This is a genomic window from Lysobacter sp. 05T417 (assembly GCF_056396405.1).
In genome coordinates, this window is record NZ_JBFTLK010000004.1 from 97,578 (window position 1) to 120,014 (window position 22,437).

Here is a 22,437-nt window from a genome sequence, read left to right on the forward strand (position 1 = left end):
CGCGAAAGGGAGGGGGAAGCGTCATCGCATGACTGACCTCGCGCCGGACATCGCCCATCACGCCGCGCTCGATGCGCGCATGGTCGCGGCGGCGAAGGATGTCAGGCTGCTGGCCCTGGTCAGCTGGCCGGCCGGCCACGAGGCGGCATTCCTGGCCGATTACGCGCGCGGCGTGGTGAAGCTGCCGCAGATCCAGTATCCCAGCCTCGACTTCAGCGCGACCCGCGCCGAGATGGAGGCGATCGCCAGCGCCGCCGATCCGGACCATCCGCTCGGCCAGTACCTGATGGAATCGGCGCGCAGCTGGTCGCAGGCGGCGGAACTGTGCGAATCGTTGGGCACGCCGGCGGTCTGCGAGCATTCGATCCGGTTGTTCGGCCGCCCCGACGAAGCCCTGCCCGGCGACGGACCGACCACGCGTGAAGCCGCGCAGCATTTCATCTCGATCGCCGACGAGCTCGACCGCGAACTGATGTCGCCGGCCGAGCACGTCACCATCTCCGCCACCGCGCTGCAATTGCAGCTGCAGCGCGAACTCGACGACTACTTCGACGGCCGCATCATCACCGTCGAGCTCGACCCGGACCTGATCGCCAAGGCCGCCGCCGGCGCCACCCGCATCCGCCTGCGCCACGGCGCCGCCTTCAGCGACTACGACCGCCACCAGCTGCTGCAGCACGAAGCGTTCGTGCATTCGCTGACCGCGCTCAACGGCCGCGAGCAACCGGTGCTGCCAAGCCTGGCGCTGTCGTCGCCACGCGTCACCGCGACCCAGGAAGGCCTGGCGACGTTTGCCGAGCAGATCACCGGCAGCATCGACATCGGCCGGATGAAGCGCATCAGCCTGCGCATCGAAGCGGTGGCGATGGCGCTGGCCGGCGCCGACTTCATCGAGGTGTTCCGCTACTTCCTCGGTGCCGGGCAGTCGCCGGAGGACAGCTTCGCCTCGGCCCAGCGCGTGTTCCGCGGCGTGCCGACCAGCGGCGGCCACGCTTTCACCAAGGACACCGTGTACCTGCGCGGACTGGTCGGGGTGCACACCTTCTTCCGCTGGGCGTTGCGCGACGGCAAGCTGCAGCTGTGCCGCTGGCTGTTCGCCGGAAAGATGACGCTGGCCGACGTGCAACGGTTCGAACCGCTGTTTGCCAGTGGTGTGATCAAGCCGGCGCGGTGGTTGCCGCAGTGGGTGGCGCGCGCCAACGGCCTGGCCGGGATGCTGGCGTTCTCGCTGTTCGCCAATCGCATCCGGCTCGACAAGATTGTCGTGGATGGGCGCGCGCCGGATCTCTGACGGCCTCAGCGCTTCCGCCAGGCCCGCCAAAGCGGCAACGCCAGCATCACCGCGACCAGGCCCCACGTCGCCAGCGTGATCGGGCTCGACCACAGGATCGCCAGTTCGCCGTCGGAGATCGACAGCGCCCGCCGCAGGTTCTGCTCCATCAGCCCGCCCAGGATGAATCCCAGCAGCAGCGGCGACAGCGGGAAGTCGAGCTTGCGCAGGACGTAACCCAGCACGCCGATGGCGACCATCAGCACCAGGTCGAACGTGGTCGCGTGCACGGCATACACGCCGATCGCGGTGATGATCGCGATGGCCGGCACCAGCGCCCAGTTCGGCACCGCCAGGATCCGGGTGAACACGCGCACCATTGGCACGTTGAGGATGAGCAGCATCACGTTGGCGACGAACAGCGAGGCGATCAGGCCCCACACCACCTGCGGCTGTTCCTGGAACAGCAGCGGGCCCGGCGTGATGTTGTAGAGGCTCAGCGCGCCGATCATCACCGCGGTGGTGCCCGAGCCGGGCACGCCGAGCGTCAGCATCGGCACCATTGCGCCACAGGCGGCGCCGCCGATTGCCGTTTCCGGCGCGGCCAGTCCACGCAGGTCGCCCTGGCCGAACGTGCCGTTGTCGCCTGCCAGGCGCTTCTCGGACATGTACGCCACCGCGCTGGCCAGGGTCGCGCCGGCGCCGGGCAACACGCCCATGAAGAAACCGAGCACGCCACAGCGCAGGTTGACCCGGAACACCGCCGCCGCCTCGCGCGCGCTGAACAGCATGCGCCCGGTGGCTTCGACCATGCGGTGGCCGCCGTGCGTCTTCTCCAGCATCAGCAGGATCTCGCTGACCGAGAACAGCCCCAGCACCAGCACCACGAACTGGATGCCATCGGCGACGTGCAGGCTGTCGAACGTGAATCGGTAGACGCCGCTGTTGGCGTCGATGCCGACGCTGGAAAGGAACAGGCCCAGCAGCGCCGCCAGCAAGGTCTTCAGCGGTCGCTCGTTGGCCAGGCCGCTGAGGGCGACGATCGCCAGCACCATCAGCACGAAATACTCGGCCGGCCCGAACGCGATCGCCCACCGTGCCAGCAATGGCGCGAACAACACCATGCCGCAGGTGGCGATGAAGGCGCCGATGAACGAGCTCCACGCCGACAGCGACAACGCCACGCCGGCCATGCCCTTGCGCGCCATCGGATAGCCATCGAGCGTGGTCATCACCGTCGAGGCTTCGCCGGGGATGTTGAGCAGGATCGAGGAAATGCGCCCGCCGTACTCGCAGCCCAGATAGACCGCGGCGAGCAGGATCAGTGCTGACTCCGGCGGCATGCCCAGCGCGTAGGCAACGGGGATCAGCAGGGCGACACCGTTGATCGGGCCGATACCGGGCAGCAGCCCGACCACGGTGCCGATCAGCGTGCCGAGCAGGGCGGTGACCAGGTTGTACGGGCTCAGCGCGACGCCGAAGCCCTGGCCGAGGTAGGTGAGTGTTTCCATGGGGGGCTCGTCAGAAAGGAAAGCGCTCGAGCACGCCGAGGGGCAGCGGCACTTCAAGCAGGCGGTCGAACAGCAGGTAAAGGCCAATGCTGAGCAACGAACAGGTGATCACGCTGGCGCGCGGACGGCCGCCGTAGAGCAGGGCGATGGCGCTACCGGCGCATGCGCTGGAGACAACGAACCCCAATGGTTCGAACACGGCGGCGTAGGCCAGCAGCAGGGCGATGCACGCACCGGCCTTGCACAACAACGCGCCGTCCATCGGCGCCTCGTCGGCGTCGTGCGCCAGCCGTGGCGGCCTGGCGATCAGCCAGGCCAGGCCCACCACCATCAGGCCCAGGCACAGCAACGGATAGGCGCGTGGGCCGACCGGCTCATACGAGAACTCGGCGTGGTAGCCCCAGCCGATCAGGGCGAGGGCGATGCAGGCCAGCAGCCAGGCAGCGGCGAACAACCGCTGCAACAGCGCGGCGTGACGAATGATCATGGCGAAGTAATCCCGGTGCGGCGTCAGCGCTTGGCCAGGCCGAACTCGTGCGCGAGCTGGCGGTAGCGCGCGACTTCCTTCTTCACGTAGGCGTCCAGCTGCGGCCCGGTCAGCGCCAGCGGGAACAGCTCACGCTGCTCGCGCAGTCGTGCGAAGTCCTTCGAGGCCAGCAGCTTGTCGAACGCCGCCTTCCAGTACGCGTATTCCTGGTCGCTGACCTTCGGGCCGACGTAGAAGCCGCGCGCCACCTGCCAGACGACGTCATAGCCCTGTTCCTTCGCCGTCGGGATCGAGGCCATCCCGGGACGCGTCAGGCGCTTGTCCGACAGCACCGCCAGGATGCGCATCTTGCCGGCCTTCACCTGCGGCATGGAGTCGGAGATGTCGGTGCTGCCCACCTGGATGTGGCCGCCCAGCAGCGCGGTGGTGATCTCGCCGCCACCTTCCAGCGCCACGTAGCGCAGCTGTTTCGGGCTGATGCCGGCGGCCTTGGCCAGCATCGCCGTCTGCATCCAGTCCTGGCTGCCGACGGTGCCGCCGGAACCGATCACTACCTTGCCGGGTTCCTTCTTCAGTGCCGCCATCAGGTCGCCCAGGGTCTTGTACGGCGAGTCGCTGCGCACGGCGATGGCGCCGTAGCTGGTGCCGACTGCCGCCAGCCAGCGCACGGCGTTCTCGTCGTAGCGGCCGAACTTGCCCTGGGCGATGTTGAGCAGCGAACCGCTGGAGAACGCGGTGATCACATTGCCATCGGCCGGCCGCTGCGCGACGACGGTGTTGTAGGCAACCGCGCCGACGCCGCCGGGCATGTAGGTCACGCGCATCGGCCGCGACAACGCCTTGGCTTCGACCAGCCCGCTCTGCGCCAGCTTGCAGGTCAGGTCGAAGCCGCCGCCGGGCGAGGCCGGGGCGATGCATTCCGGACGCGACGGCTCGGCCGCGGCACGACCGGCGAACAGCAGCGACAGCGCGGCGACGGCCGGGAGAAACGAACGCAACAGGGACATGCGGGAACCTCGTTGTTTGACTGAGATGACGGCCAGCGGCGCGCATCGGCAGGGGAGGGAAGTGGAAGCGTCAGAAGTCGTACTGGAAGCGGCCGGTGACGGCGCGTGTGCGGTCCAGCGTTCGTGCGCGCAGATGGTCGTAGTTGCGGCTGCTGGTCCAGTCGAGCAGGAAGCGCAGGTTCGAGCGCAGGTGCCAGTTCACCGCGGCCGTGGTCGCATCGATCGACAGGTCGCTGAAGTCGCGCACGCCATGCAGGTTCTGGCGGCCGCGGATCGTGTCGTAGCGCAGCGCCAGCTGCCAGGCGCCGCTGCTGTGCCGCGGCTTGACCCGGCCGAAGCGGCCGCCGCCGTTGTCATAGGGCAGCGACTCGCCGGTGATGAACCAGCCCACCGCGCCGTACGCCGAATCGACGCGGGCACCCTGCACGCCATCGTCGAAGCGGGCATCGCCGATCTCCGACTGGAAGTGCACCGGGCCGCGCACCGCAGCGAACTCGAGCGAGGTCTTGTCGACGTCGGTATCGAGGCCGCGGTTGAAGTTGACCAGCGTCAGCCGGCTCTCGTCGGAGAGGTGCCCGGCCGGCCGCGGCCGGACACGCAATGCCGATGCGCCGTCGCGGCCGGGGTGGTCGTAATACTCGCGAGCGGCCGACAGACCGAGATGAACCACGCGCCCTTCGTCGTGCATGGGCGCCCAGGTGCCGCGGCTGCCGATTGCGTGGCCCTTGGTCTGCCATGCGTCGATGCTTTCGAGGCTGTAGACGTTGCCGGCGATGGTGTGGTTGTCACGCGCGGTGAGCCAGCCGGCGCCGAGCCGGAACGAGGGCGCCAGCGCCTGCGCGAACAGCGAGCGCTCCAGGAACACGCCGTAGTTGGAGCTGATGCGGTCGTCGAGGGTGAAGTACTGCTTGAACTGGCCCACGGTCAGCTTGCCGGCGCTGAACTTCCGGCTGAGGTACACGTCCCACGCTTCGACGGCCTCGAAACTGAAGTCGTCCTGCAGGTCGGCGAAATTGCCCTCGACCTTGTAGTCCAGGCCGAACAGCTTGCCGGCCACGTCCAGCGTCAGCCGTCGCACCTCGGTGCCGTCGGCGTTGGGCGTGCCGCGCTGGTCATTGTCGAATGCGGCGAAATCCCAGTGAAGTCGACCGCCGAGCTCGCCGGTGATGTTGCCCTCATCTGCATTGGCAACGGGTGCGGCCAAAGCCAGCAACAGCAGCGTGGAGAGACTGCCCCGGAACGGGCGACGGCGATCCTTGCGCATGGGGCGTGTTTCTCCTGATCGGCTGCAATTCCGCACTCCGGAATCGTTGGCGTCGCTCAGGCTAGGCATGCGAACCTGTCGTTGACCTGTCATCGCGATCGCCGCACCGGTGACACACGGACATGCAGGGGCGCGTGCAGGGAAGCCACACCGATGCGAATTCTCCTGGTCGATGACAACGCCGACCTCGCCAACATGATCGTCGGCAGATTGCGTCGCGAAGGCCATGCACTGGACTGGCAGAGCGACGGCCTGTCGGCCGCGCGCGTGCTGCGCTACCAGCGCTTCGACCTGGTCGTGCACGATGTCGGGCTGCCGCGCCTGAGCGGCCTGGAGTTGCTGGGCCAATTGCGCGAACGCGGCGACGGCACGCCTGTGCTGGTGCTCACCGCCAGCGCGGCCATCGAGGCGCGCGTCAACGCCCTGGACCTGGGCGCCGACGATTTCCTCTGCAAGCCGTTCGACCTGCGCGAGTTCGACGCACGTTGTCGCGCGCTGTTGCGGCGCAGCCGTGGCCGAGCATCGGAAGTGCTGCGCATCGGCGGGCTGGACATCGACAATGCCGCGCGGCGGGTCACGATCGACGGCGAGGACATCAAGCTGCCCAACCGCGAGTACCGGCTGCTGGAGATCCTGCTTGGCCGGGTTGGCCGCGTGGTCAGCAAGGGCGAGATCGGCAACGGGCTGTTCGGCTTCGACGACGAGGCCGGGCCGAATGCGATCGAGCTCTATGTTGGACGCCTGCGTCGCAAGCTGGCGGCGGCGCCGCTGCGCATCGTCACCGTGCGCGGCGTGGGCTACCGCGCCGAGCCTGGCGGCTGAGTGCTGCGGCCGAGGTCCGCGGCCCGGCTCAGCGGACTGGCGCCAGCGCGCCGTCCCTGCCGATCACGAAATCGGCCGGCGCACCGCTGGCCACCAGCACCACGCGGTCGCCGATCGGCACGCCGTCATAGCTCGGAATCTCGTGACTGAGGCGCAGGTATATCCAGTGCTGGCCCGGGTCCGTTGCACGGATGCGCACGGGGGCATTGCCGGACGCCGCCACCGCGCGTGCCAGCGACGGCGAGAACACTGACTGCAATTCGCCGATCTGGTGCATGCGGCGCATCACGTTGACCCCGTGCCAGGTGCTCAGCAGCGCCGCCAGCACCAGCACGACGTGGCCACCGCGGCCGACCCTTGACCAGGCCGCGGCGCCAAGGCCGGCGACCGCCGCCGCGTATCCATAGCCGTACTGGTTGGCCGACTCGGCCAGGATCAGCACCGGCCCCAGCGCCGCCGCGCCGAGCAGCACGAAGGCCAGCAGCCAGCGTGCGCCGGCGCGCCAGAACGTCCAGGCCAGCGCCAGCCAGACGATGGCGGCCAGCCAAAGCCGGGCGTCGCCGGCAGCCTTCGGCAGCAGCCCCGTGATACCCAACCGGGTCGCGATCGGCGGGAACAGCTGATACTCGAGCCATCGCACGGGGATGAAGCCCAGGCTCCAGCCGTAGTTGGCCGCTTCGCGCGGCGCGAACAGGATCACGCCCAGGCGCAGCGCCAGGTACACCGCGACCGGCACCAGTCCGCCGATGGCGGCATACAGCCAGCTGCGCGGACGTCCCAGCAGCAGCCAGGCGACCGCCGTCAGCGCCGGGATGACGATCGCGGACTCCTTCGCCAGCAGGCCGATAGCGGTAAGCAGGGCCGCTCCGGCCGCGGTGACCAGCGGTGCGCGCGGTCGCTGCGCCAGCAGGCCGGTGGCGAGCGCGCAGCCGACCCAGATCAGGTCGGCGATCGTGCCGACCCAGCCGTGGGCCTGGACCGCGAACGGTGTCAGCGCGAACACCAGCGCGCCGGCAAACGCCACCATCGGCGCAACCCCGAACCGGCGCAGCAGCACGGCCAGCATCACGCAGTTGAGGCCGCCCCAGGCCACCAGCAGGCCATGGAACAGATGGGGCTGGTCGAACAGGTGCTGCGACAGCAGCAGCCACAGGCTGAAGGTCAGTGGCCGGTACTGGAAGGTGTCGAGGCCGGACCACAGGTAGCCGCGGTCGAGCAGGCGGGCGTCGTGGCCTGCGAATGCAGCCCACTGCAGCTCGTCATGGCTGAAGTAGCCAGGGTTGAGGATCAACGGCGCCTGCACCAGCAGCACCGCTGCCAGGACCGCAAGCCACAGCCGCCATTGCGGCCCACTGCCGGTGCTGATGATGGTCATGGGAGCCCCCGTAGGCCCGCATTGTGCGTAACGGCCGGCAACCGCGCCATACCGTGCCGTCCTCGGCCCCCGCCGTAAGCGGATAGAATCGACAGCCCGCCCGTGGTTCCCATCTGATGTCCGACAACTGCCCCGCCAACGACCTCAAGCAAGCCGCGCTCGACTACCACCGCCTGAGCCCGCCCGGCAAGATCAAGGTCAGTGCGACCAAGCCGATGGTGACCCAGCGTGACCTGGCCCTGGCGTACTCGCCGGGCGTGGCGTTCGCCTGCGAGGCAATCGTCGAAGACCCCAACACCGCCAGCGAGCTGACGGCCCGTGGCAACCTGGTCGCCGTCATCAGCAACGGCACCGCTGTGCTCGGCCTGGGCGACATCGGCCCGCTGGCGGGCAAGCCGGTGATGGAAGGCAAGGGCGTGCTGTTCCAGAAGTTCGCCGGCATCGACGTGTTCGACATCGAGATCGACGAACGCGACCCGGACAAGCTGGTCGACATCATCGCCAGCCTCGAGCCGACCTTCGGCGGCATCAACCTCGAAGACATCAAGGCGCCGGAGTGCTTCATCGTCGAGCGCAAGCTGCGCGAGCGGATGAAGATCCCGGTCTTCCACGACGACCAGCACGGCACCGCGATCATCGTCGGCGCCGCGGTCATCAATGCACTGGAAGTGGTCGGCAAGGACATCGGCAGCATCAGGATCGCCACCACCGGCGCCGGCGCCGCCGGCATCGCCTGCCTCGACATGCTGGTCGCGCTGGGCGTCAAGAAGGAAAACATCACCGCCTTCGACCGCGAGGGCGTGATCTACACCGGCCGCGACCACCTCGACCCGGACAAGGCCCGCTACGCGCGCGACACCGCGCAGCGCACCCTGGCCGAGATCGTCGAAGGCGCCGACATCTTCCTGGGCCTGTCCGCTGGCGGCATCCTCAAGCCGGAGATGGTCGCCACGATGGCGCCAAAACCCATCATCCTGGCGTTGGCCAACCCGTACCCGGAAATCCTGCCGGAGGACGCCAAGAAGGTCCGCCCGGACTGCATCATCGCCACCGGCCGTTCGGATTACCCGAACCAGGTCAACAACGCGCTGTGCTTCCCCTACATCTTCCGTGGCGCGCTCGATGTCGGCGCGACCGGCATCAACGAGGCGATGAAGCTCGCCTGCGTGCGTGCGATCGCCAAGCTGGCGCGGATGGAATCGTCGGACCTGGGCAGCGCCTACGGCGGCGAAGTGCCAACCTTCGGCGCCGAGTACCTGATCCCGCGCCCGTTCGACCCGCGCCTGCTGGTGGTGCTGGCCCCGGCCGTGGCCAGGGCGGCGATGGAGTCGGGCATCGCCAATCGTCCGATCGAGGACATGCGCGCCTACGAGGAAAAGCTCGGCACCTTCATCTACCGCACCGGCCTGGTGATGAAGCCGGTCTACGACCGCGCCCGCAGCGACCGCAAGCGCGTGGTCTACGCCGAAGGCGAGGAAGAGACCGTGCTGCGCGCCGTGCAGACGGTGATCGACGACGGCCTGGCCTATCCCATCCTGATCGGCCGCCCGGACGTGATCGACACGCGCATCCAGCGCCTGGGCCTGCGCATGCGCGCCGGCGTCGATTTCGAACTGACCAACATCAACGACGACCCGCGCTTCAACGACTACTGGCAGACCTACCACGCCCTGACCGAGCGCCGCGGCGTGACCCCGGCGGCGGCGAAGAACCTGCTGCGCTCACGCCCGACCCTGATCGCGGCGCTGATGGTCGAACGCGGCGAAGCCGACGCGATGATCTGCGGTCTGGTCGGACGTTTCCACAAGAAGCTGGGCTACATGCGCAGCATCTTCGACTTCGATCCGGGCGTGACCGGCACGGCGGCGATGACCGGCGTGATCAACGACCTGGGCGTGTGGTTCTTCCTCGACACGCACGTGCAGTGCGACCCGACCGCCGAGCAGATCGCCGAAGCGACCTTGCAGGCGAGCTTCCGCCTGAAGCTGTTCGGCATCGAGCCGAAGGTGGCGCTGCTGTCGCACTCCAACTTCGGCAGCCACGACAACGCCTCGGCGGCGAAGATGCGCAAGGTCTACCAGCTGATCAAGGACCGCGTGCCGAAGCTGGAGATGGACGGCGAGATGCAGGCCGACACCGCATGGGACGAGGAGCTGCGCCACCGCATCTTCCCGAACACGCGCCTGAAGGGCCGCGCCAACCTGTTCGTGATGCCCAACCTCGACGCCGCCAACATCACCTACAACATGGTGCGGGTGATGACCGATGGCGTGGCGATCGGGCCGATCCTGATGGGGCTGGACAAGCCGGCGCACATCCTGACGCCGGCCTCCACGCCGCGCCGCGTGGTGAACATGACGGCGATCGCAGCGGTGGACGCGCAGATTCGTGCGTCGTTGGGGCAGGGCGGCTAACCGCACGTCATTCCCGCGAAGGCGGGAAACCAAGGACGTTGCCTCTCCCCGTCATCCCCGCGAAGGCGGGGACCCAAGGACGTTGCCTCTCCCCGTCATCCCCGCGAAGGCGGGGACCCAGTGTCGCTGACCTTGCCCGTCATTCCCGCCTTCGCGGGGATGACGGTGACTGTGAACGGACACCTAGACTTCGTCGTGCTCCTCATCCCCCCGCAACACCTTCCTCTGCATCGCATCCAGATACGCATCGGCTTCCGCCGCCGACGAGAAGATCTCGTTGAGCGGCACCGCCTTCACCACGTCGAACACCTTCTGGATCTGCGGCTGCGGGTTGAGCACCAGCACCTTGCCGGCATGCCCGGCCAGCGCCTTGCGCGCGCGGAAGATCGAACGGATGCCGGCCGAGCTGATGTACACCAGCTCGCTCAGGTCGAGCAGCAGCGACTGCGTTGCCGCGAGCAGCGGTTCTAGCTGGCGGTCGAGTTCGGCGTAGCTGTCGGTGTCGAGACGACCGCCCAGGGCGACGCGCTGCGAGCCGTTGCTGGGAGGATCGATGTGGATCTGCAGTTCCATGAGCGGCCTCGTCGGGGGGACTAGCGGGTACGTAGCACCACATGCAACACGTTGAACGGTTCCTCGCGGACGTAGCGCACGCTGTGCGCCAGCTCGCGCACCAGGTGCACGCCGAGTCCGCCGATCGGTCGATCGATGATGTCGGCTTCCAGGTCCGGCGGTTCCTGGTCGAGCGGATCGAACGGCCGGCCGTTGTCGCGGAACTCGACGTGCAGGCCGTCGTCGTCGCGGGCGATGTCCACCGCGATGCGTCGTTGCACCGTCTCGTCCTCGCCATGCTCGATCGCGTTGCAGACCACCTCCTCGGCGATCAGGCGCATGTCGTCGCGCAGTTCCTTGTGGATGCCGTGCTCCAGCAGGGCCTGCTCGATCGAATCGAGCAGCAGGCCCAGCTGGGTGCGTTCGCACGGGATCTGCAGGCGCAGTCGCATCAGGCATTCCCCCCTGTCGGTGAATGGTGCGCACCGAAGCTTAGCGCCAGCACGGTGATGTCGTCGGACTGCTCGGCCCCGGCAGCGAAGCCATGCGCCGCCACGACCAGGGCCTCGCACAGACCATCCGCATCGGCGCCGGTGGGCAGCGCCGCCAGCAGGCGTTCGCTGCCGAACGCATGCTGCCCGCCATCGAGCGCCTCGCTGATGCCGTCGGTGTAGGCCACCAGCGCATCGCCCGGTTGCAGCGTGCCGCGCCAGAGCGGGTAGTGGTCGGCGATGTCGACCCCCAGCGGCGGGCCGGTCTGGACCTCAAGGTACTCGCGGCGCCCGTCGGCGTGCAGCAGCACCGGCGCCTCGTGGCCGGCACTGGCCAGCACCATCTCGCCGTTGCCCGCATCGACGGCGCCGCACAGCACGGTGGCGAACATGCAGGTGTCGTTGCCCTCGACCAGGCGCGCGGCGGCCACGCGCAGGGCCTTGTCCGGCGTGCCACCCAGGCCGGTGGCGACTTCCAGCACCGTCATCGCCCGCGCCATGAACAACGCCGCCGGCACGCCTTTGTCGGAAACATCGCCGATCACGAACCACAGCACGCGTTCGTCGCGCACGAAGAATGTGTAGAAGTCGCCGCCGACCGCCTTGGCGGGCTGCAGCAGTGCATGTGCCTGCAGGCGATGGCCGTGGGCGTGCAACGTCGGCGCGGCCGGCAACATCGCCAGCTGGATGTCGCGCGCGATCGACAGCTCGCTCTCGAGCTTCTGCCGGCTGCGCGCCATGCGTTCGATCTCCGCCAATTGCGACTTGATCGAACTGCGTGCGCGATCGAAGGCGCGCGCAAGCAGGCCCACTTCATCGCGGCGGGTGGTGTGTGGCAGCGGCCAGTCGAACTCGCCGGCGGCGAAATGTCCGGCAGACGAGGCCAGCGCCAGCAGCGGCTGCGTGACCGGTCGCGCGATCAGCCACAGCACCGCCACCAGCACCAGCACGGCGAGCAGGCCGCCGGCGATAACCGCGCGCGTGGTGTGGCGCAGTTGCTCCTGTGCGTACTGCTCCGATACCGACACCGCAACCGTCCAGGCACTGCCGGGCACCGGTTCCACCAGGCCGATGCGGCGGATGCGGGTAACCGGGTCGAGGTAGGTGACGTCGGCGCTGCGGCGTTCGCGCACGGCATCCAGGAGCGGCTGCAGCACGTGGCCGTCCAGCTGGCGCGCGCGATCGTCCAGGCGCACTTTCAATTCCAGCTCCGGCGACGGATGCACCACGTACAGATGCTCGGGGCTCAGCACGATCCGCAGCACCGGCGAGTCGATCGACTGCTGGCCGATCAACGTGCGCAGGCGGTTCACCGGCACGTCGAGGCTGACCATGCCGACCGGCGTCGACGCCAGGTCATCCGGATCGCGGCGGATCGGCCGGTTGTAGGTGACGAACATCTGCCCGCCGGTGGCGGCATTGCGGTAAGGCTCCGACCACCAGCCCTTGCCTTCGCCGATGGTGCGCTTCCACCACGGCTGGTCGTGGTAGTCGTAGCCGCGCGAACGCATCGGCTGGGTATAGAAGCCCTTGCCGTCGCGACGCACGTACCAGCTGTAGGCGGCATCGCCGCGGTCGAGCGCGGCTGGTTCCAGGATCAGCATCGCCCCTTCGATGTCGTCGTCGCCGGCGACAGTGGCGCGAAGCAGGGCATCGAGCGTGTGCGGGTCGCGGCCGACACCGCGCACGCCTTCGCTCAGCGTGGCCGCACCAACTTCGACCGACTCGAGCGTTGCGTGCAGGCCGAGCGCGGTCTGTTCGGCGAGGGTGCGGATCTCGCGTTCGCTCTGCGCGGTGAGCAACTGCGCCGACCGCGCCTGCACGATGAGCGTGGCCGCCAGCAGCACCGCCACGCAGCCCAGGCAGATCCACAGCACCAGGCGCGTGCGCAGGCTCCGGTACCAGGGCACCGCGCGGCCGGACGCAGGCAACTCGGCGATGAGCTGGGTCATGTCTGCACCGGTAGGCCCCTTCGGCGCAGCATAGCCGCGGCCCGTGATGCCGGCGCTAAGACGGTCAGCCGCCGTCGCCCCAGCCAAACCCAACGGTCAACCCACGCCCCGCCCCCGGCTCGAAGTACCGCGCATTGCCCTCGTTGACGATCACCGACCCGGCGAACTCGCGGTCGAGCAGATTGTCCACGCGGACAAACCCGCGCCACCCCGACGCCGCCGCCTGCCACTGCAACCGCAGCGCGAACTGCGCATAGCCCGGGGCGTGGTCGCTGTTGCGGTCGTCGGTGGCAACGCGGTCACTGGCGCGGGCCTCCAGCGCGGCCACGATCCGTCCGCTCGCATCGTTCCACGCCAGCTCGGCGTAACCGTCGGCGCGCGGAATGCCCGGGATGCGATTGCCGGCCTCAACCACCTGCAGCTGCTCGACGCCGCCACTGGTCACCAGATAGCTATATGGCTCGGTGAAGCGCGCCCGCAGCCAGTTGGCGGTCAGCGCATACGACCAGCGCGGATGCAGCCGCGCCTGGATGCCGGCCTCCACGCCTTCGCGCCGGGTCAGTCCGGCGTTGGCGAAGCTGGCGCGACCGCCGCGGTTGTCGGCCGGAACGATCTCGTCCTCGCCATCGATGCGGTAAGCGGAGAGGCTGGCGTCACCCGAGCCGAAGCGCCATCGCGCACCGACTTCGCCGCTGTCGAAGTGCGCCGGTTGCAGGCCGAAGTTGAAGCCGGCGCCGCCATCGGGTCGGTACGCCAACTCGGTCACCGTTGGCGTCTCGAAGCCGCGGCCGACGCTGGCGAACACCTCGCCGTGGGCGAACGACCGCGCCACGCCCAGCGACGTCGCGGTCTGGCTGTAATCGAGGCTGCCGCTGTCGTCGCCATTGCCCGGCGCGATGTAATGGTCATCGGAAGAGAAGTGCACGCGCGCATGCCGCACCGCACCCAGCACCGTCCAGTGCTCGGCCGGCCGCACATCGCCCAGCACGTAGGCCTCATTGCTGCGGATGCGGTTGTCCTCGTCGCGACGGATGCGGCCACGCACGCCAAGCTGCGTGCCGATGAAGTTCTCGTAGCCGCGACGCTGCTCATGCAGCCAACCTGCCTCGGCGCCCACGGTCAGCGCACCGTGCGCACCCTCCCAGCGGTGCCCGGCTTCGACGCCGGACGACTGCCGGCCCAGGTCGACCACACCGCCGGCGCTGGTCGGCGCGCGCTGCGCCGCGATCGGGATCGCGAGGAACTGCACCACGTCGCGCGCCACGCCATAACCGCTGATCCAGTACTCGCGCCCATCGGCATACGCGTCCTGCCAACGCGCGCCGGCCTGGGCGTTGTCGATGCGCTTGCGCGTGTCGAACAGTTCCGCGACCGGGTCGGTCCCATGCGGATCGCGCTGCCACTGCGCCCGGGTGAGGCCGAGCGGATCGTCGGTGTACGGCTGATGCAGCCCGCCGGCGACCAGGCGCAGGCGCTGGCCTTCCGCCGGCACCCACTGCGCCACCGCATCGAGCTGCGCGCGTTCGGCCGCGCTGTGCGGTCGATCGCCGTCGGTCGTGAAGTAGCTGCCAAGCGCGTGCCAGCGCCAGGCATCATCGTCGCTTGCACCCTGGATGCCGGTGGCCATCCGGCCGCTGCTGTTGGAGCCGGCCCAGGTATCGATGTCGATACCGCGCCCGCCATCGAGCGCAGTCTCGCCGACGATCGCGCCGCCGGCGGCGTTGCCGTACTGCAGCGCCAGCGGCCCACGCAACACCTGGATGCGATCGAGCGCGCTCAACGGAAAGCTCGCCGCCTGGCCCTGGCCATCGAGCGCCGACGAGGGGATGCCATCGACGATCAGCTTGATCCCGCGGATGCCGAAGGTCGACCGCGCACCGAAGCCGCGCGACTGCACCTGCAGGTCCTGCGCGTAGTTCTGCCGATCGAGCACGGTGATGCCCGGTGCCCGCACCAGCGCCTCCGACAGCGAGACCTGGCGCTGGCCGGCGCGCAGGGTGTCGCCATCGATGACGGTGGCCGAGCCGGGGAAGTCGGAGAGCGCCTGGCGCGCGCCGAGAACCTCGACGGTGTCGAGGGTGGTGGCGGACTGGGGCGACTGTTGCGCCCAAGCGGGGGACAGGGCCAGGGACAGGGCCAGGGACAGGGCGAGAGACAGTGCCGCCGCCGGCCGCACGCCACAGCGTGACAAGGCGCATACAGGTGCCCCGATACCGTGTGCCGAGCTGCCGTCCCAGGGGAATCGCATCATGAAAGCCGCGGTCCGAATTTTGCTGATCCTGACCATTGTCGCCGTCCCGGCCTGGCTCTGGGCGCAGTCGAGCCCACAGCCGGCGCCGGCCCCCGCCGCATCCCCGGTGGCCGTCGCCGCCCCGCCCCCGCCGAACGACCCGATGCCGATGGACCTCGACGGCGACGGCGTGGTCACCGCCATGGAGCACGCGGCCGGCGCCCGCTCCCTGTTCGAGCACATGGACGCCAATCACGACGAGCGCGTGACCCGGGACGAGATGCTGAATTTCCAGCGCGAGGTCCTGGGCGTGCCGATCGCGCCACCGCGCAGGTAGGCCTGCCCGCCGGCCCCCGGTTTTGCCATCCGGCCCCGTAGGGCCGGGCGACTTTCAATCCCCCTTTCGTCGCAACGCTCCGGCCCATGCCTGCAGGGTTGGCCACCGGTGTCGCCCTGTTAGAATCCGGACTCTAAACCCCCGCCCCACACGAGGCGCGGCCAATAGGGGCCGCGATACGCATGACGTCTCTCCACGCTGCCATCACCGACATCCTCCAGAACGACCCGGACCCGACCGAGACCCGCGAGTGGATCGAGTCTGTCCAGGCCGTCATCGAGCGCGAAGGCGCCGAGCGCGCCCACCAGCTGCTCGAAGGCATGGTCGAAGTCACCCGTCGCGCCGGCGCGCACCTGCCGTTCTCGCCGACCACCGAATACATCAACACCATCCCCGCGCACCTGGAGGCCAAGAGCCCCGGTGACCACGCGATGGAATGGCGCATCCGCTCTATCATCCGCTGGAACGCGCTGGCGATGGTCGTGCGCGCGAACCGCAAGCCGGGCGACCTGGGCGGCCACATCGCCAGCTTCGCCTCTGCTGCCACGCTCTATGACGTCGGCTTCAACCATTTCTGGCGCGCACCCAGCGCCGACCACCCGGGCGACGTGATCGGCGTCCAGGGCCACAGCTCGCCGGGCATCTACGCGCGCTCGTTCCTGGAAGGCCGCATCAGCGAATCGCAGCTCGACCACTTCCGCATGGAAGTCGACGGCCGCGGCATCAGCTCGTACCCGCATCCGTGGCTGATGCCGGACTACTGGCAGGTGCCGACCGTGTCGATGGGCCTGGGCCCGCTGGCCGCCATCTACCAGGCGCGCAACTGGAAGTACCTGGAAGGCCGCGGCCTGATGCCGAAGTCCGACCGCAAGGTCTGGGCATTCCTCGGCGACGGCGAGACGGACGAGCCCGAATCGCTCGGCGCGATCTCGGTGGCCGGCCGCGAAGGCCTCGACAACCTGGTCTTCGTCATCAACTGCAACCTGCAGCGCCTCGATGGCCCGGTGCGCGGCAACGGCAAGATCATCCAGGAGCTGGAAGGCCAGTTCCGCGGCGCCGGCTGGAACGTCATCAAGACCGTGTGGGGCAGCTACTGGGATCCGCTGCTGGCGCGCGACACCACCGGCAAGTTGCGCCAGCTGATGATGGAAACCGTCGACGGCGAGTACCAGAACTGCAAGGCGTTCGGCGGCAAGTACACGCGCGAGAACTTCTTCAACAAGTACCCCGAGACCGCCCAGCTCGTCGCCAACCTCAGCGACGACGACATCTGGCGCCTCAACCGCGGCGGCCACGACCCGCACAAGGTGTACGCGGCGTACCACGAAGCGGTGAACACCAAGGGCATGCCCACCGTGATCCTGGCCAAGACGGTCAAGGGCTACGGCATGGGCGCGGCCGGCGAGTCGCTCAACCCGACCCACCAGACCAAGAAGCTCGATGACGATGCCGTGCGCGTGTTCCGCGACCGCTTCAACATCCCGGTGACCGATGCGCAGCTGGCCGACGGCAAGGTGCCGTTCTTCCACCCGGGCGAGAACTCGCCGGAAGTGGAATACATGATGGAGCGCCGCAAGTCGCTCGGCGGCTTCCTGCCGCAGCGCCGGCAGAAGTCGACGCAGTCGCTGGAAGCACCGAAGCTGGAAGGCTTCGACCGCCTGCTCAAGAGCACCGGCGAGCGCGAGATCAGCACCACGATGGCGTTCGTGCAGGCGCTCAACATCATCCTGCGCGACAAGCAGGTCGGCCCGCGCGTGGTGCCCATCGTCGCCGACGAAGCGCGCACCTTCGGCATGGAAGGCCTGTTCCGCCAGATCGGCATCTACGCCCCGCACGGCCAGAAGTACAAGCCGGTCGACCGCGACCAGCTGATGTACTACCGCGAAGACGCGGCCGGCCAGGTGCTGGAAGAAGGCATCACCGAAGCCGGCGCGTTCGCCAGCTGGATGGCCGCGGCCACCAGCTACAGCACCAACGACCTGCCGATGCTGCCGTTCTACATCTACTACTCGATGTTCGGCTTCCAGCGCATCGGCGACGCCGCCTGGCAGGCGGCCGACATGCGCGCGCGTGGCTTCCTGCTCGGCGCCACCGCCGGCCGCACCACGCTCAATGGCGAAGGCCTGCAGCACGAAGACGGCCACAGCCACCTGCTGGCCGGCGCGATCCCGAACTGCCGCGCGTACGACCCGACCTTCGGCTTCGAAGTCGCGGTGATCGTGCAGCACGGCATGCAGCGCATGCTGACCGAGCAGCAGGACGAGTACTACTACATCACCCTGATGAACGAGAACTACGGCCACCCGGACATGCCGGAAGGCGCGGCCGACGGCATCATCAAGGGTATGTACCTGCTGACCGACGCCGGCAAGCCGAAGAAGGGCGAACTGCGCGTGCAGCTGATGGGCTCAGGCACGATCCTGCGTGAGGCGATTGCCGCGGCGGAGCTGCTGGACAAGGACTTTGGCGTGACTGCCGACATCTGGTCGTGCCCGAGCTTCAACGAGCTGCGTCGTGATGGGTTTGATGCCGAGCGTTGGAACCGCCTGAACCCGGAAGCGAAGACGCTGCGCAAGCCGTATGTGACCGAGTTGCTGGAAGGACGCCAGGGTCCGGCGATTGTCGCGACTGACTATGTGCGTGCGTATGCCGACCAGATCCGTGCGTTCGTGCCGATGCACTACACGGTGCTGGGCACGGATGGCTTCGGCCGCAGCGATACGCGTGCGAACCTGCGCCGTCACTTCGAGGTTGACCGGTACTACATCGCGCACGCCGCGATTGCGGCGCTGGCGGCGGAAGGGAAGATGACGGCTAAGGATGTGGCGAGGGCCATCAAGACTTATAAGATTGATGGGGAGAAGCCGAATCCTGTTGGGGTTTGATGATTGAAAGAGAAGGCGACCGCAAGGTCGCCTTCCTTTTTATGGGTTCAAACGGCGGTCCTTCGCTGCTTTTAGGTGATGAGACCTAGGTCAAGCCGGTCGTCGGCTAATGTCTCTCCGGGCAAGGCGCGTCGTTGTGTGATGGTTGTCACATCTAGTATTGTCGGGCGGTCGTGGGCTTCCGAGGGCAGGAAATGGCCGCAGTACCCAAGAAGGTCGCAGAGCGTTTGATCGTTGGCCTGAAGCGCTATCAGCCAGTTTTAACTGCGGCTCGCACAAGAGATGTGGGTGAAGCCGACACCGTAACGATCGTCAAGGACATGCTCGCTGACGTGTTCGGATACGACAAGTATTCAGACGTAACCTCAGAGCACTCGATTCGCGGAACTTTCTGCGACCTTGCAATCAAGATTGACAACCAGCTGCAGACGCTCATCGAGGTCAAGGCAATCGGCCTCGATCTCAAGGACCAGCACGTCAAGCAGGCAATTGACTACGCTGCCAACCAGGGCGTTGACTGGGTGTTACTGACGAATGGAGTTACTTGGCGCGTCTATCACCTGATATTCGCCAAGCCAATCGATCAGGAGCTCGTGCTCGAAATCGACTTCTGCGCATTGAGTTCGCGCTCGGAAGGAGACCTTGAGCTGCTCTACCTTTGGTGTAAGGAAGGTTGGCAGCGATCAGTTCTCGGCGAGTATCACACGCAGAAGCAAGCTCTTTCGCGCTTCTTTGTTGGCGCGATGCTTCAGACGGACACCATACTTGACGTGATTCGCAGGGAGCTTCGGCGCGTGTCGCCGGACGTTCGGATCGATTCGTCGCAGATCAAAGATGTACTTGTCAACGAGGTGATCAAGCGCGAAGTGCTCGAAGGCGACAAAGCCGAAGAGGCGCGTAAGAAGGTTGCCAAGTCCGCGAACAAGTCGCTTCGCGCTACTCCTGTGAAGGCATCGAAGCACGCGTCTGACGTCGAGGGTAGTACTGGCTGATTCGCCAGTGGGCTTGGATCGCGGAGTTCATCTGATCTGATGGCTTGCACCCTCAGACCTTGAATCGATTCTCGCGATGCCACTTCAAGTAGGTGGCATGGGGTCGCCACTCCGGGCTATCCGGAACCAGTAGCTTGCGACCGGGATGGATGAGTTTGTCGAGGTCGTCTGGCACGCCATGCGGCGACAGCAAGACGTTGTAGGAGTCGTCGACCGATAGCAGGCCTCGATCGAACAACCAGTGCACGGTTCCCGTCAGGGCAATCCCGTTACGCACGGTGTCCGGGCCGTCTTCCTCGACCGGGCGAATGTGGGCTGCCTGCACTTCCGGTCTCCCTCCGCCGTTGATGAGCCGCAGGCCCGTGACGGCGCAGGTGTTGGCGTACGCGTTGCGGACGTGTCGTCGAAATGCGACGTCACGGAACTTCCGGTTGACGATCTGCTCGACCATGGGGCGAACGACGTACTCGGGCACTTCCTCGGCGACACGATCCGCACGCTCCCAGGCTTCCAGCTGAGCTGTCAGTCCTTGCTGCACGATTCGTGCGAACTCGTCGCCAGGGATCTGTCGCACCGAACGGCCGAATGCACCCTTGTTGGTTGAGCCGTCGTCCTTTCGCAGCAGCGACTCGAAATACTGAGTGCCCTGTCGGAACGGTACCGCCTGGTCAAACTCCAGGTAATGCTTGAGGTGGGCGTAGAAGTGGTCCGCCAACCGGTGATCTGCTTCGATCGAAACGACCTGCGCAACTGCAAAGTAAGCCTGTCGGCCAGTTGCGCTGGATGGCCCCGTGGTCCTTCGCGGCTCGTAATAAAGGATCCAATCCCCTACGGCTTGCTCCGCCTGTCGAAGATACGTCTTCGGGAAGTGATACCACTTCTCGATACGGTCATCGTATGCGGAGCTCTCGGACGTCGTGAATACCGCGTTGGCCATGGTGCCTCCCTCAAGGCGGCACCAGGTTACCAGGTGCCGGTCTGCCCAATGGCGCGGGGGATCTGACACCAATGGCCCCAGCCATCCCGCCCACGGGATGTTCCTTCCCCGATTCCCCCTCTAATTTCCGGCGACCAGGTCTCCAAGTCATGGGAGTGCGTTGGCTATCCGCCATCGCTTTCCTCCCACTCCCCGGAAATCCAACATGAGCAAGCTTGCAGGCAAGGTCGCCGTCGTCACCGGCGCATCAAAGGGCATCGGCGCCGCCATCGCCACCGCACTGGCCGCCGAAGGCGCGTCGGTCGTCGTCAATTACGCGTCCAGCCAGGAGGCCGCCGATGCGGTCGTGGCGAAGATCACCGCCGCTGGCGGCAAGGCCCTCGCTGTGCGCGGCGACGTATCCAGCAAGACCGACGCCGAAGCCATCATCGACGCGGCCGTTTCCAAGTTCGGCCGCCTCGACATCCTCGTCAACAACTCAGGTGTCTACAACTTCGCGCCGCTCGAAGACATCACCGAAGCCGACTTCCACCGCCACTTCAACATCAACGTCCTCGGCCTGCTGCTGGCCACGCAAGCTGCTGCGAAGCACCTGGGTGAGGGCGGCAGCGTCATCAACATCGGTTCGCTCGTGACGCGCATCACCCCTGCCGGCAGCGCGGTCTACACCGGCACCAAGGGCGCGGTGGATGCGATCACCGGTGTGCTGTCGCAGGAACTGGGCCCGCGCAAGATTCGCGTCAACTCGATCAACCCGGGCATGATCGAAACCGAGGGCTCGATTGCAGCGGGCTTCATCGGCTCGGACTTCAACAACCATGCCGTTGCCCAGACCCCGCTGGGTCGAATCGGCCTGCCGAACGACATCGCCTCGATCGCGGTCTTCCTGGCTTCGGACGACTCCGGCTGGCTCAATGGCGAGCTGCTGAACGCGGCCGGCGGCATGCGCTGACCGTTCGGCGGGGAGGAGGCACCGCGCCTCCGCCCCGCCTGATGGCGGGCGCCGGGTCATGCGATCATCGCCCGGCTGACGCGAAGCCTGGGGAGGCCCGCGCGGCTGCAGGGGCCATTGCGCCCCGGGGGGATCTCTTGAGAGCACGCAACGCCGTCGCGTGGATCGCGGTCGCCATTGCCCTTCCGCTGGCCGGGAGCTGCCTTGCCGCGGACCCGATACTGCAGCAGTCGCCCGTGCCGTCTCCGCCGGCGCTGCTTCCGCCGCCCCCACCCGCTTCCGATTCAACGCAGTCCTTGCGACTGCCTTCGTACGTCCCGCCGTTCAAGCTGACGAACCAACCGCCGACCTTTCCGGAAGAAGCCCTGTGCCGGCAGCTGACGGGTCAGACCAAGCTCGTGCTCACGATCTCGCCGACAGGATCGGTAGTGGACGCAGTCGTCGAGAAATCCAGCGGGCATCCATCCCTCGATAGCGCCGCGCACGACGCGGGCATGGACTGGAAGTTCAGGCCGGCATTCGCGTACGGCGTGCCGGTGGGATCGCGGACGCGCGTCCCGGTCGACTTCATCGCCCCAGCCGAATGGCCGCACTGCAGCCAGGGCGTACGCGTCCTGTCTACCTACACGGTGCTTGGGGCAGAAGGCACCGACACGGGCGCGGCCATGCTCACGCCGATGTTCGCGCCGAGCGACAAGGTGAGCGCGGTCGTCGAATACGTGGTGACTTCCCCCGACGCAGTGGGCGAGTCATTGAGCGTCCGCTGGATCTACCTGGACGATGCAGGTCATCCGGTGGTCCGCCACGAGCAGACTTCGCCGTTGCAGGAAGGCGGCCGCAAGCGTTTCGTCCTTGCCTGCGCGCTGCCCGCCGGCTGGAAGCCGGGTCGTTACCAGATTGAAGTGCGCCTCAAGGACGACATCCTCGGGCAAGGGGAGTTTGCCGTCCGCTGACGGTGC

The 22,437-nt window shown here is 67.4% G+C and carries 18 protein-coding genes; 8 read left to right on the top strand and 10 right to left on the bottom strand.

The genetic code is table 11. From position 1 onward, the window contains the following. The first annotated feature begins 28 nt into the window (after positions 1-28). Positions 29-1,291 (top strand): flavohemoglobin expression-modulating QEGLA motif protein, encoded by a 1,263-nt coding sequence (locus AC1DER_RS08290; RefSeq protein WP_441816419.1) that lies wholly within the window; start codon positions 29-31, stop codon positions 1,289-1,291. A gap of 5 nt (positions 1,292-1,296) precedes the next feature. On the opposite strand, the gene AC1DER_RS08295 is transcribed toward AC1DER_RS08290, so the two are convergent. From AC1DER_RS08295 to AC1DER_RS08310, 4 genes are all read right to left on the bottom strand, one after another. Then, on the bottom strand, positions 1,297-2,781 hold the full coding sequence (locus tag AC1DER_RS08295; protein ID WP_477244689.1) for a tripartite tricarboxylate transporter permease: 1,485 nt from the start codon (positions 2,779-2,781) through the stop codon (positions 1,297-1,299). A gap of 10 nt (positions 2,782-2,791) precedes the next feature. After that, complete coding sequence (locus AC1DER_RS08300; protein ID WP_477244687.1) at positions 2,792-3,268, bottom strand: tripartite tricarboxylate transporter TctB family protein; 477 nt, start codon at positions 3,266-3,268, stop codon at positions 2,792-2,794. 23 nt (positions 3,269-3,291) lie between these two features. Further along, entirely contained in the window at positions 3,292-4,275 is a 984-nt protein-coding gene (locus tag AC1DER_RS08305) for a Bug family tripartite tricarboxylate transporter substrate binding protein (protein WP_441816422.1), read from the bottom strand. 70 nt (positions 4,276-4,345) lie between these two features. Beyond that, positions 4,346-5,539 carry an OprO/OprP family phosphate-selective porin gene (locus tag AC1DER_RS08310; protein WP_477244684.1) on the bottom strand — a complete coding sequence of 398 codons (1,194 nt, stop codon included), beginning with the start codon at positions 5,537-5,539 and terminating at the stop codon, positions 4,346-4,348. A 153-nt stretch (positions 5,540-5,692) separates the two neighbouring features. Between AC1DER_RS08310 and AC1DER_RS08315 the strand changes: the two genes are divergently transcribed. Beyond that, the gene (locus AC1DER_RS08315; RefSeq protein WP_477244682.1) at positions 5,693-6,361 is read left to right on the top strand and encodes a response regulator; all 669 of its coding nucleotides are present in this window, start codon (positions 5,693-5,695) and stop codon (positions 6,359-6,361) included. Between the two features lie 28 nt (positions 6,362-6,389). Here AC1DER_RS08315 and AC1DER_RS08320 read toward each other — a convergent pair whose 3' ends face one another. Next, positions 6,390-7,736, bottom strand: coding sequence for a hypothetical protein (locus AC1DER_RS08320; RefSeq protein WP_477244680.1), 1,347 nt, complete (start codon positions 7,734-7,736; stop codon positions 6,390-6,392). 116 nt (positions 7,737-7,852) lie between these two features. Between AC1DER_RS08320 and AC1DER_RS08325 the strand changes: the two genes are divergently transcribed. Beyond that, positions 7,853-10,150 carry an NADP-dependent malic enzyme gene (locus tag AC1DER_RS08325; protein WP_477244678.1) on the top strand — a complete coding sequence of 766 codons (2,298 nt, stop codon included), beginning with the start codon at positions 7,853-7,855 and terminating at the stop codon, positions 10,148-10,150. Between the two features lie 183 nt (positions 10,151-10,333). Here AC1DER_RS08325 and AC1DER_RS08330 read toward each other — a convergent pair whose 3' ends face one another. The 4 genes from AC1DER_RS08330 to AC1DER_RS08345 all read right to left on the bottom strand — a co-directional run bounded on the left by AC1DER_RS08330 (position 10,334) and on the right by AC1DER_RS08345 (position 15,393). Further along, positions 10,334-10,723, bottom strand: coding sequence for an STAS domain-containing protein (locus AC1DER_RS08330; RefSeq protein WP_477244676.1), 390 nt, complete (start codon positions 10,721-10,723; stop codon positions 10,334-10,336). A 20-nt stretch (positions 10,724-10,743) separates the two neighbouring features. After that, a complete protein-coding gene (locus tag AC1DER_RS08335; protein WP_477244673.1) occupies positions 10,744-11,154 on the bottom strand; it encodes an ATP-binding protein in 411 nt (136 codons plus the stop codon). Further along, a complete protein-coding gene (locus AC1DER_RS08340; RefSeq protein ID WP_477244671.1) occupies positions 11,154-13,145 on the bottom strand; it encodes a SpoIIE family protein phosphatase in 1,992 nt (663 codons plus the stop codon). The genes AC1DER_RS08335 and AC1DER_RS08340 overlap by 1 nt, the downstream gene beginning before the upstream one ends. 64 nt (positions 13,146-13,209) lie before the next feature. Continuing rightward, positions 13,210-15,393, bottom strand: a complete 2,184-nt coding sequence (locus tag AC1DER_RS08345; protein WP_477244669.1) for a TonB-dependent receptor family protein — start codon at positions 15,391-15,393, stop codon at positions 13,210-13,212. 1 nt (position 15,394) lies between these two features. On the opposite strand from AC1DER_RS08345, the gene AC1DER_RS08350 reads away from it, so the two are divergent. From AC1DER_RS08350 to AC1DER_RS08360, 3 genes are all read left to right on the top strand, one after another. Continuing rightward, positions 15,395-15,712, top strand: a complete 318-nt coding sequence (locus AC1DER_RS08350; protein ID WP_477244667.1) for a hypothetical protein — start codon at positions 15,395-15,397, stop codon at positions 15,710-15,712. A 182-nt stretch (positions 15,713-15,894) separates the two neighbouring features. Continuing rightward, entirely contained in the window at positions 15,895-18,597 is a 2,703-nt protein-coding gene (gene aceE / locus AC1DER_RS08355; RefSeq protein WP_477357848.1) for a pyruvate dehydrogenase (acetyl-transferring), homodimeric type, read from the top strand. A gap of 194 nt (positions 18,598-18,791) precedes the next feature. Further along, positions 18,792-19,589 (top strand): type I restriction enzyme HsdR N-terminal domain-containing protein, encoded by a 798-nt coding sequence (locus tag AC1DER_RS08360; protein ID WP_477244663.1) that lies wholly within the window; start codon positions 18,792-18,794, stop codon positions 19,587-19,589. 52 nt (positions 19,590-19,641) lie between these two features. Here AC1DER_RS08360 and AC1DER_RS08365 read toward each other — a convergent pair whose 3' ends face one another. Further along, a complete protein-coding gene (locus AC1DER_RS08365; protein ID WP_477244661.1) occupies positions 19,642-20,526 on the bottom strand; it encodes an HNH endonuclease in 885 nt (294 codons plus the stop codon). A 205-nt stretch (positions 20,527-20,731) separates the two neighbouring features. Here AC1DER_RS08365 and AC1DER_RS08370 point away from each other — a divergent pair, with 205 nt between their 5' ends. Continuing rightward, positions 20,732-21,478 (top strand): glucose 1-dehydrogenase, encoded by a 747-nt coding sequence (locus AC1DER_RS08370; protein WP_477244659.1) that lies wholly within the window; start codon positions 20,732-20,734, stop codon positions 21,476-21,478. Positions 21,479-21,615: 137 nt separating this feature from the next. Further along, positions 21,616-22,431, top strand: a complete 816-nt coding sequence (locus AC1DER_RS08375) for an energy transducer TonB (protein ID WP_477357851.1) — start codon at positions 21,616-21,618, stop codon at positions 22,429-22,431. The last annotated feature ends 6 nt before the right edge of the window (positions 22,432-22,437 follow it).

What these genes read in the sequence shown, in the direction of transcription:
- AC1DER_RS08290 (WP_441816419.1), top strand. Translation starts at nt 29, where the DNA reads ATGACTGACCTCGCGCCGGACATCGCCCATCACGCCGCGCTCGATGCG.
- AC1DER_RS08295 (WP_477244689.1), bottom strand. Translation starts at nt 2,781, where the DNA reads ATGGAAACACTCACCTACCTCGGCCAGGGCTTCGGCGTCGCGCTGAGC.
- AC1DER_RS08300 (WP_477244687.1), bottom strand. Translation starts at nt 3,268, where the DNA reads ATGATCATTCGTCACGCCGCGCTGTTGCAGCGGTTGTTCGCCGCTGCC.
- AC1DER_RS08305 (WP_441816422.1), bottom strand. Translation starts at nt 4,275, where the DNA reads ATGTCCCTGTTGCGTTCGTTTCTCCCGGCCGTCGCCGCGCTGTCGCTG.
- AC1DER_RS08310 (WP_477244684.1), bottom strand. Translation starts at nt 5,539, where the DNA reads ATGCGCAAGGATCGCCGTCGCCCGTTCCGGGGCAGTCTCTCCACGCTG.
- AC1DER_RS08315 (WP_477244682.1), top strand. Translation starts at nt 5,693, where the DNA reads ATGCGAATTCTCCTGGTCGATGACAACGCCGACCTCGCCAACATGATC.
- AC1DER_RS08320 (WP_477244680.1), bottom strand. Translation starts at nt 7,736, where the DNA reads ATGACCATCATCAGCACCGGCAGTGGGCCGCAATGGCGGCTGTGGCTT.
- AC1DER_RS08325 (WP_477244678.1), top strand. Translation starts at nt 7,853, where the DNA reads ATGTCCGACAACTGCCCCGCCAACGACCTCAAGCAAGCCGCGCTCGAC.
- AC1DER_RS08330 (WP_477244676.1), bottom strand. Translation starts at nt 10,723, where the DNA reads ATGGAACTGCAGATCCACATCGATCCTCCCAGCAACGGCTCGCAGCGC.
- AC1DER_RS08335 (WP_477244673.1), bottom strand. Translation starts at nt 11,154, where the DNA reads ATGCGACTGCGCCTGCAGATCCCGTGCGAACGCACCCAGCTGGGCCTG.
- AC1DER_RS08340 (WP_477244671.1), bottom strand. Translation starts at nt 13,145, where the DNA reads ATGACCCAGCTCATCGCCGAGTTGCCTGCGTCCGGCCGCGCGGTGCCC.
- AC1DER_RS08345 (WP_477244669.1), bottom strand. Translation starts at nt 15,393, where the DNA reads ATGCGATTCCCCTGGGACGGCAGCTCGGCACACGGTATCGGGGCACCT.
- AC1DER_RS08350 (WP_477244667.1), top strand. Translation starts at nt 15,395, where the DNA reads ATGAAAGCCGCGGTCCGAATTTTGCTGATCCTGACCATTGTCGCCGTC.
- aceE (WP_477357848.1), top strand. Translation starts at nt 15,895, where the DNA reads ATGACGTCTCTCCACGCTGCCATCACCGACATCCTCCAGAACGACCCG.
- AC1DER_RS08360 (WP_477244663.1), top strand. Translation starts at nt 18,792, where the DNA reads ATGGCCGCAGTACCCAAGAAGGTCGCAGAGCGTTTGATCGTTGGCCTG.
- AC1DER_RS08365 (WP_477244661.1), bottom strand. Translation starts at nt 20,526, where the DNA reads ATGGCCAACGCGGTATTCACGACGTCCGAGAGCTCCGCATACGATGAC.
- AC1DER_RS08370 (WP_477244659.1), top strand. Translation starts at nt 20,732, where the DNA reads ATGAGCAAGCTTGCAGGCAAGGTCGCCGTCGTCACCGGCGCATCAAAG.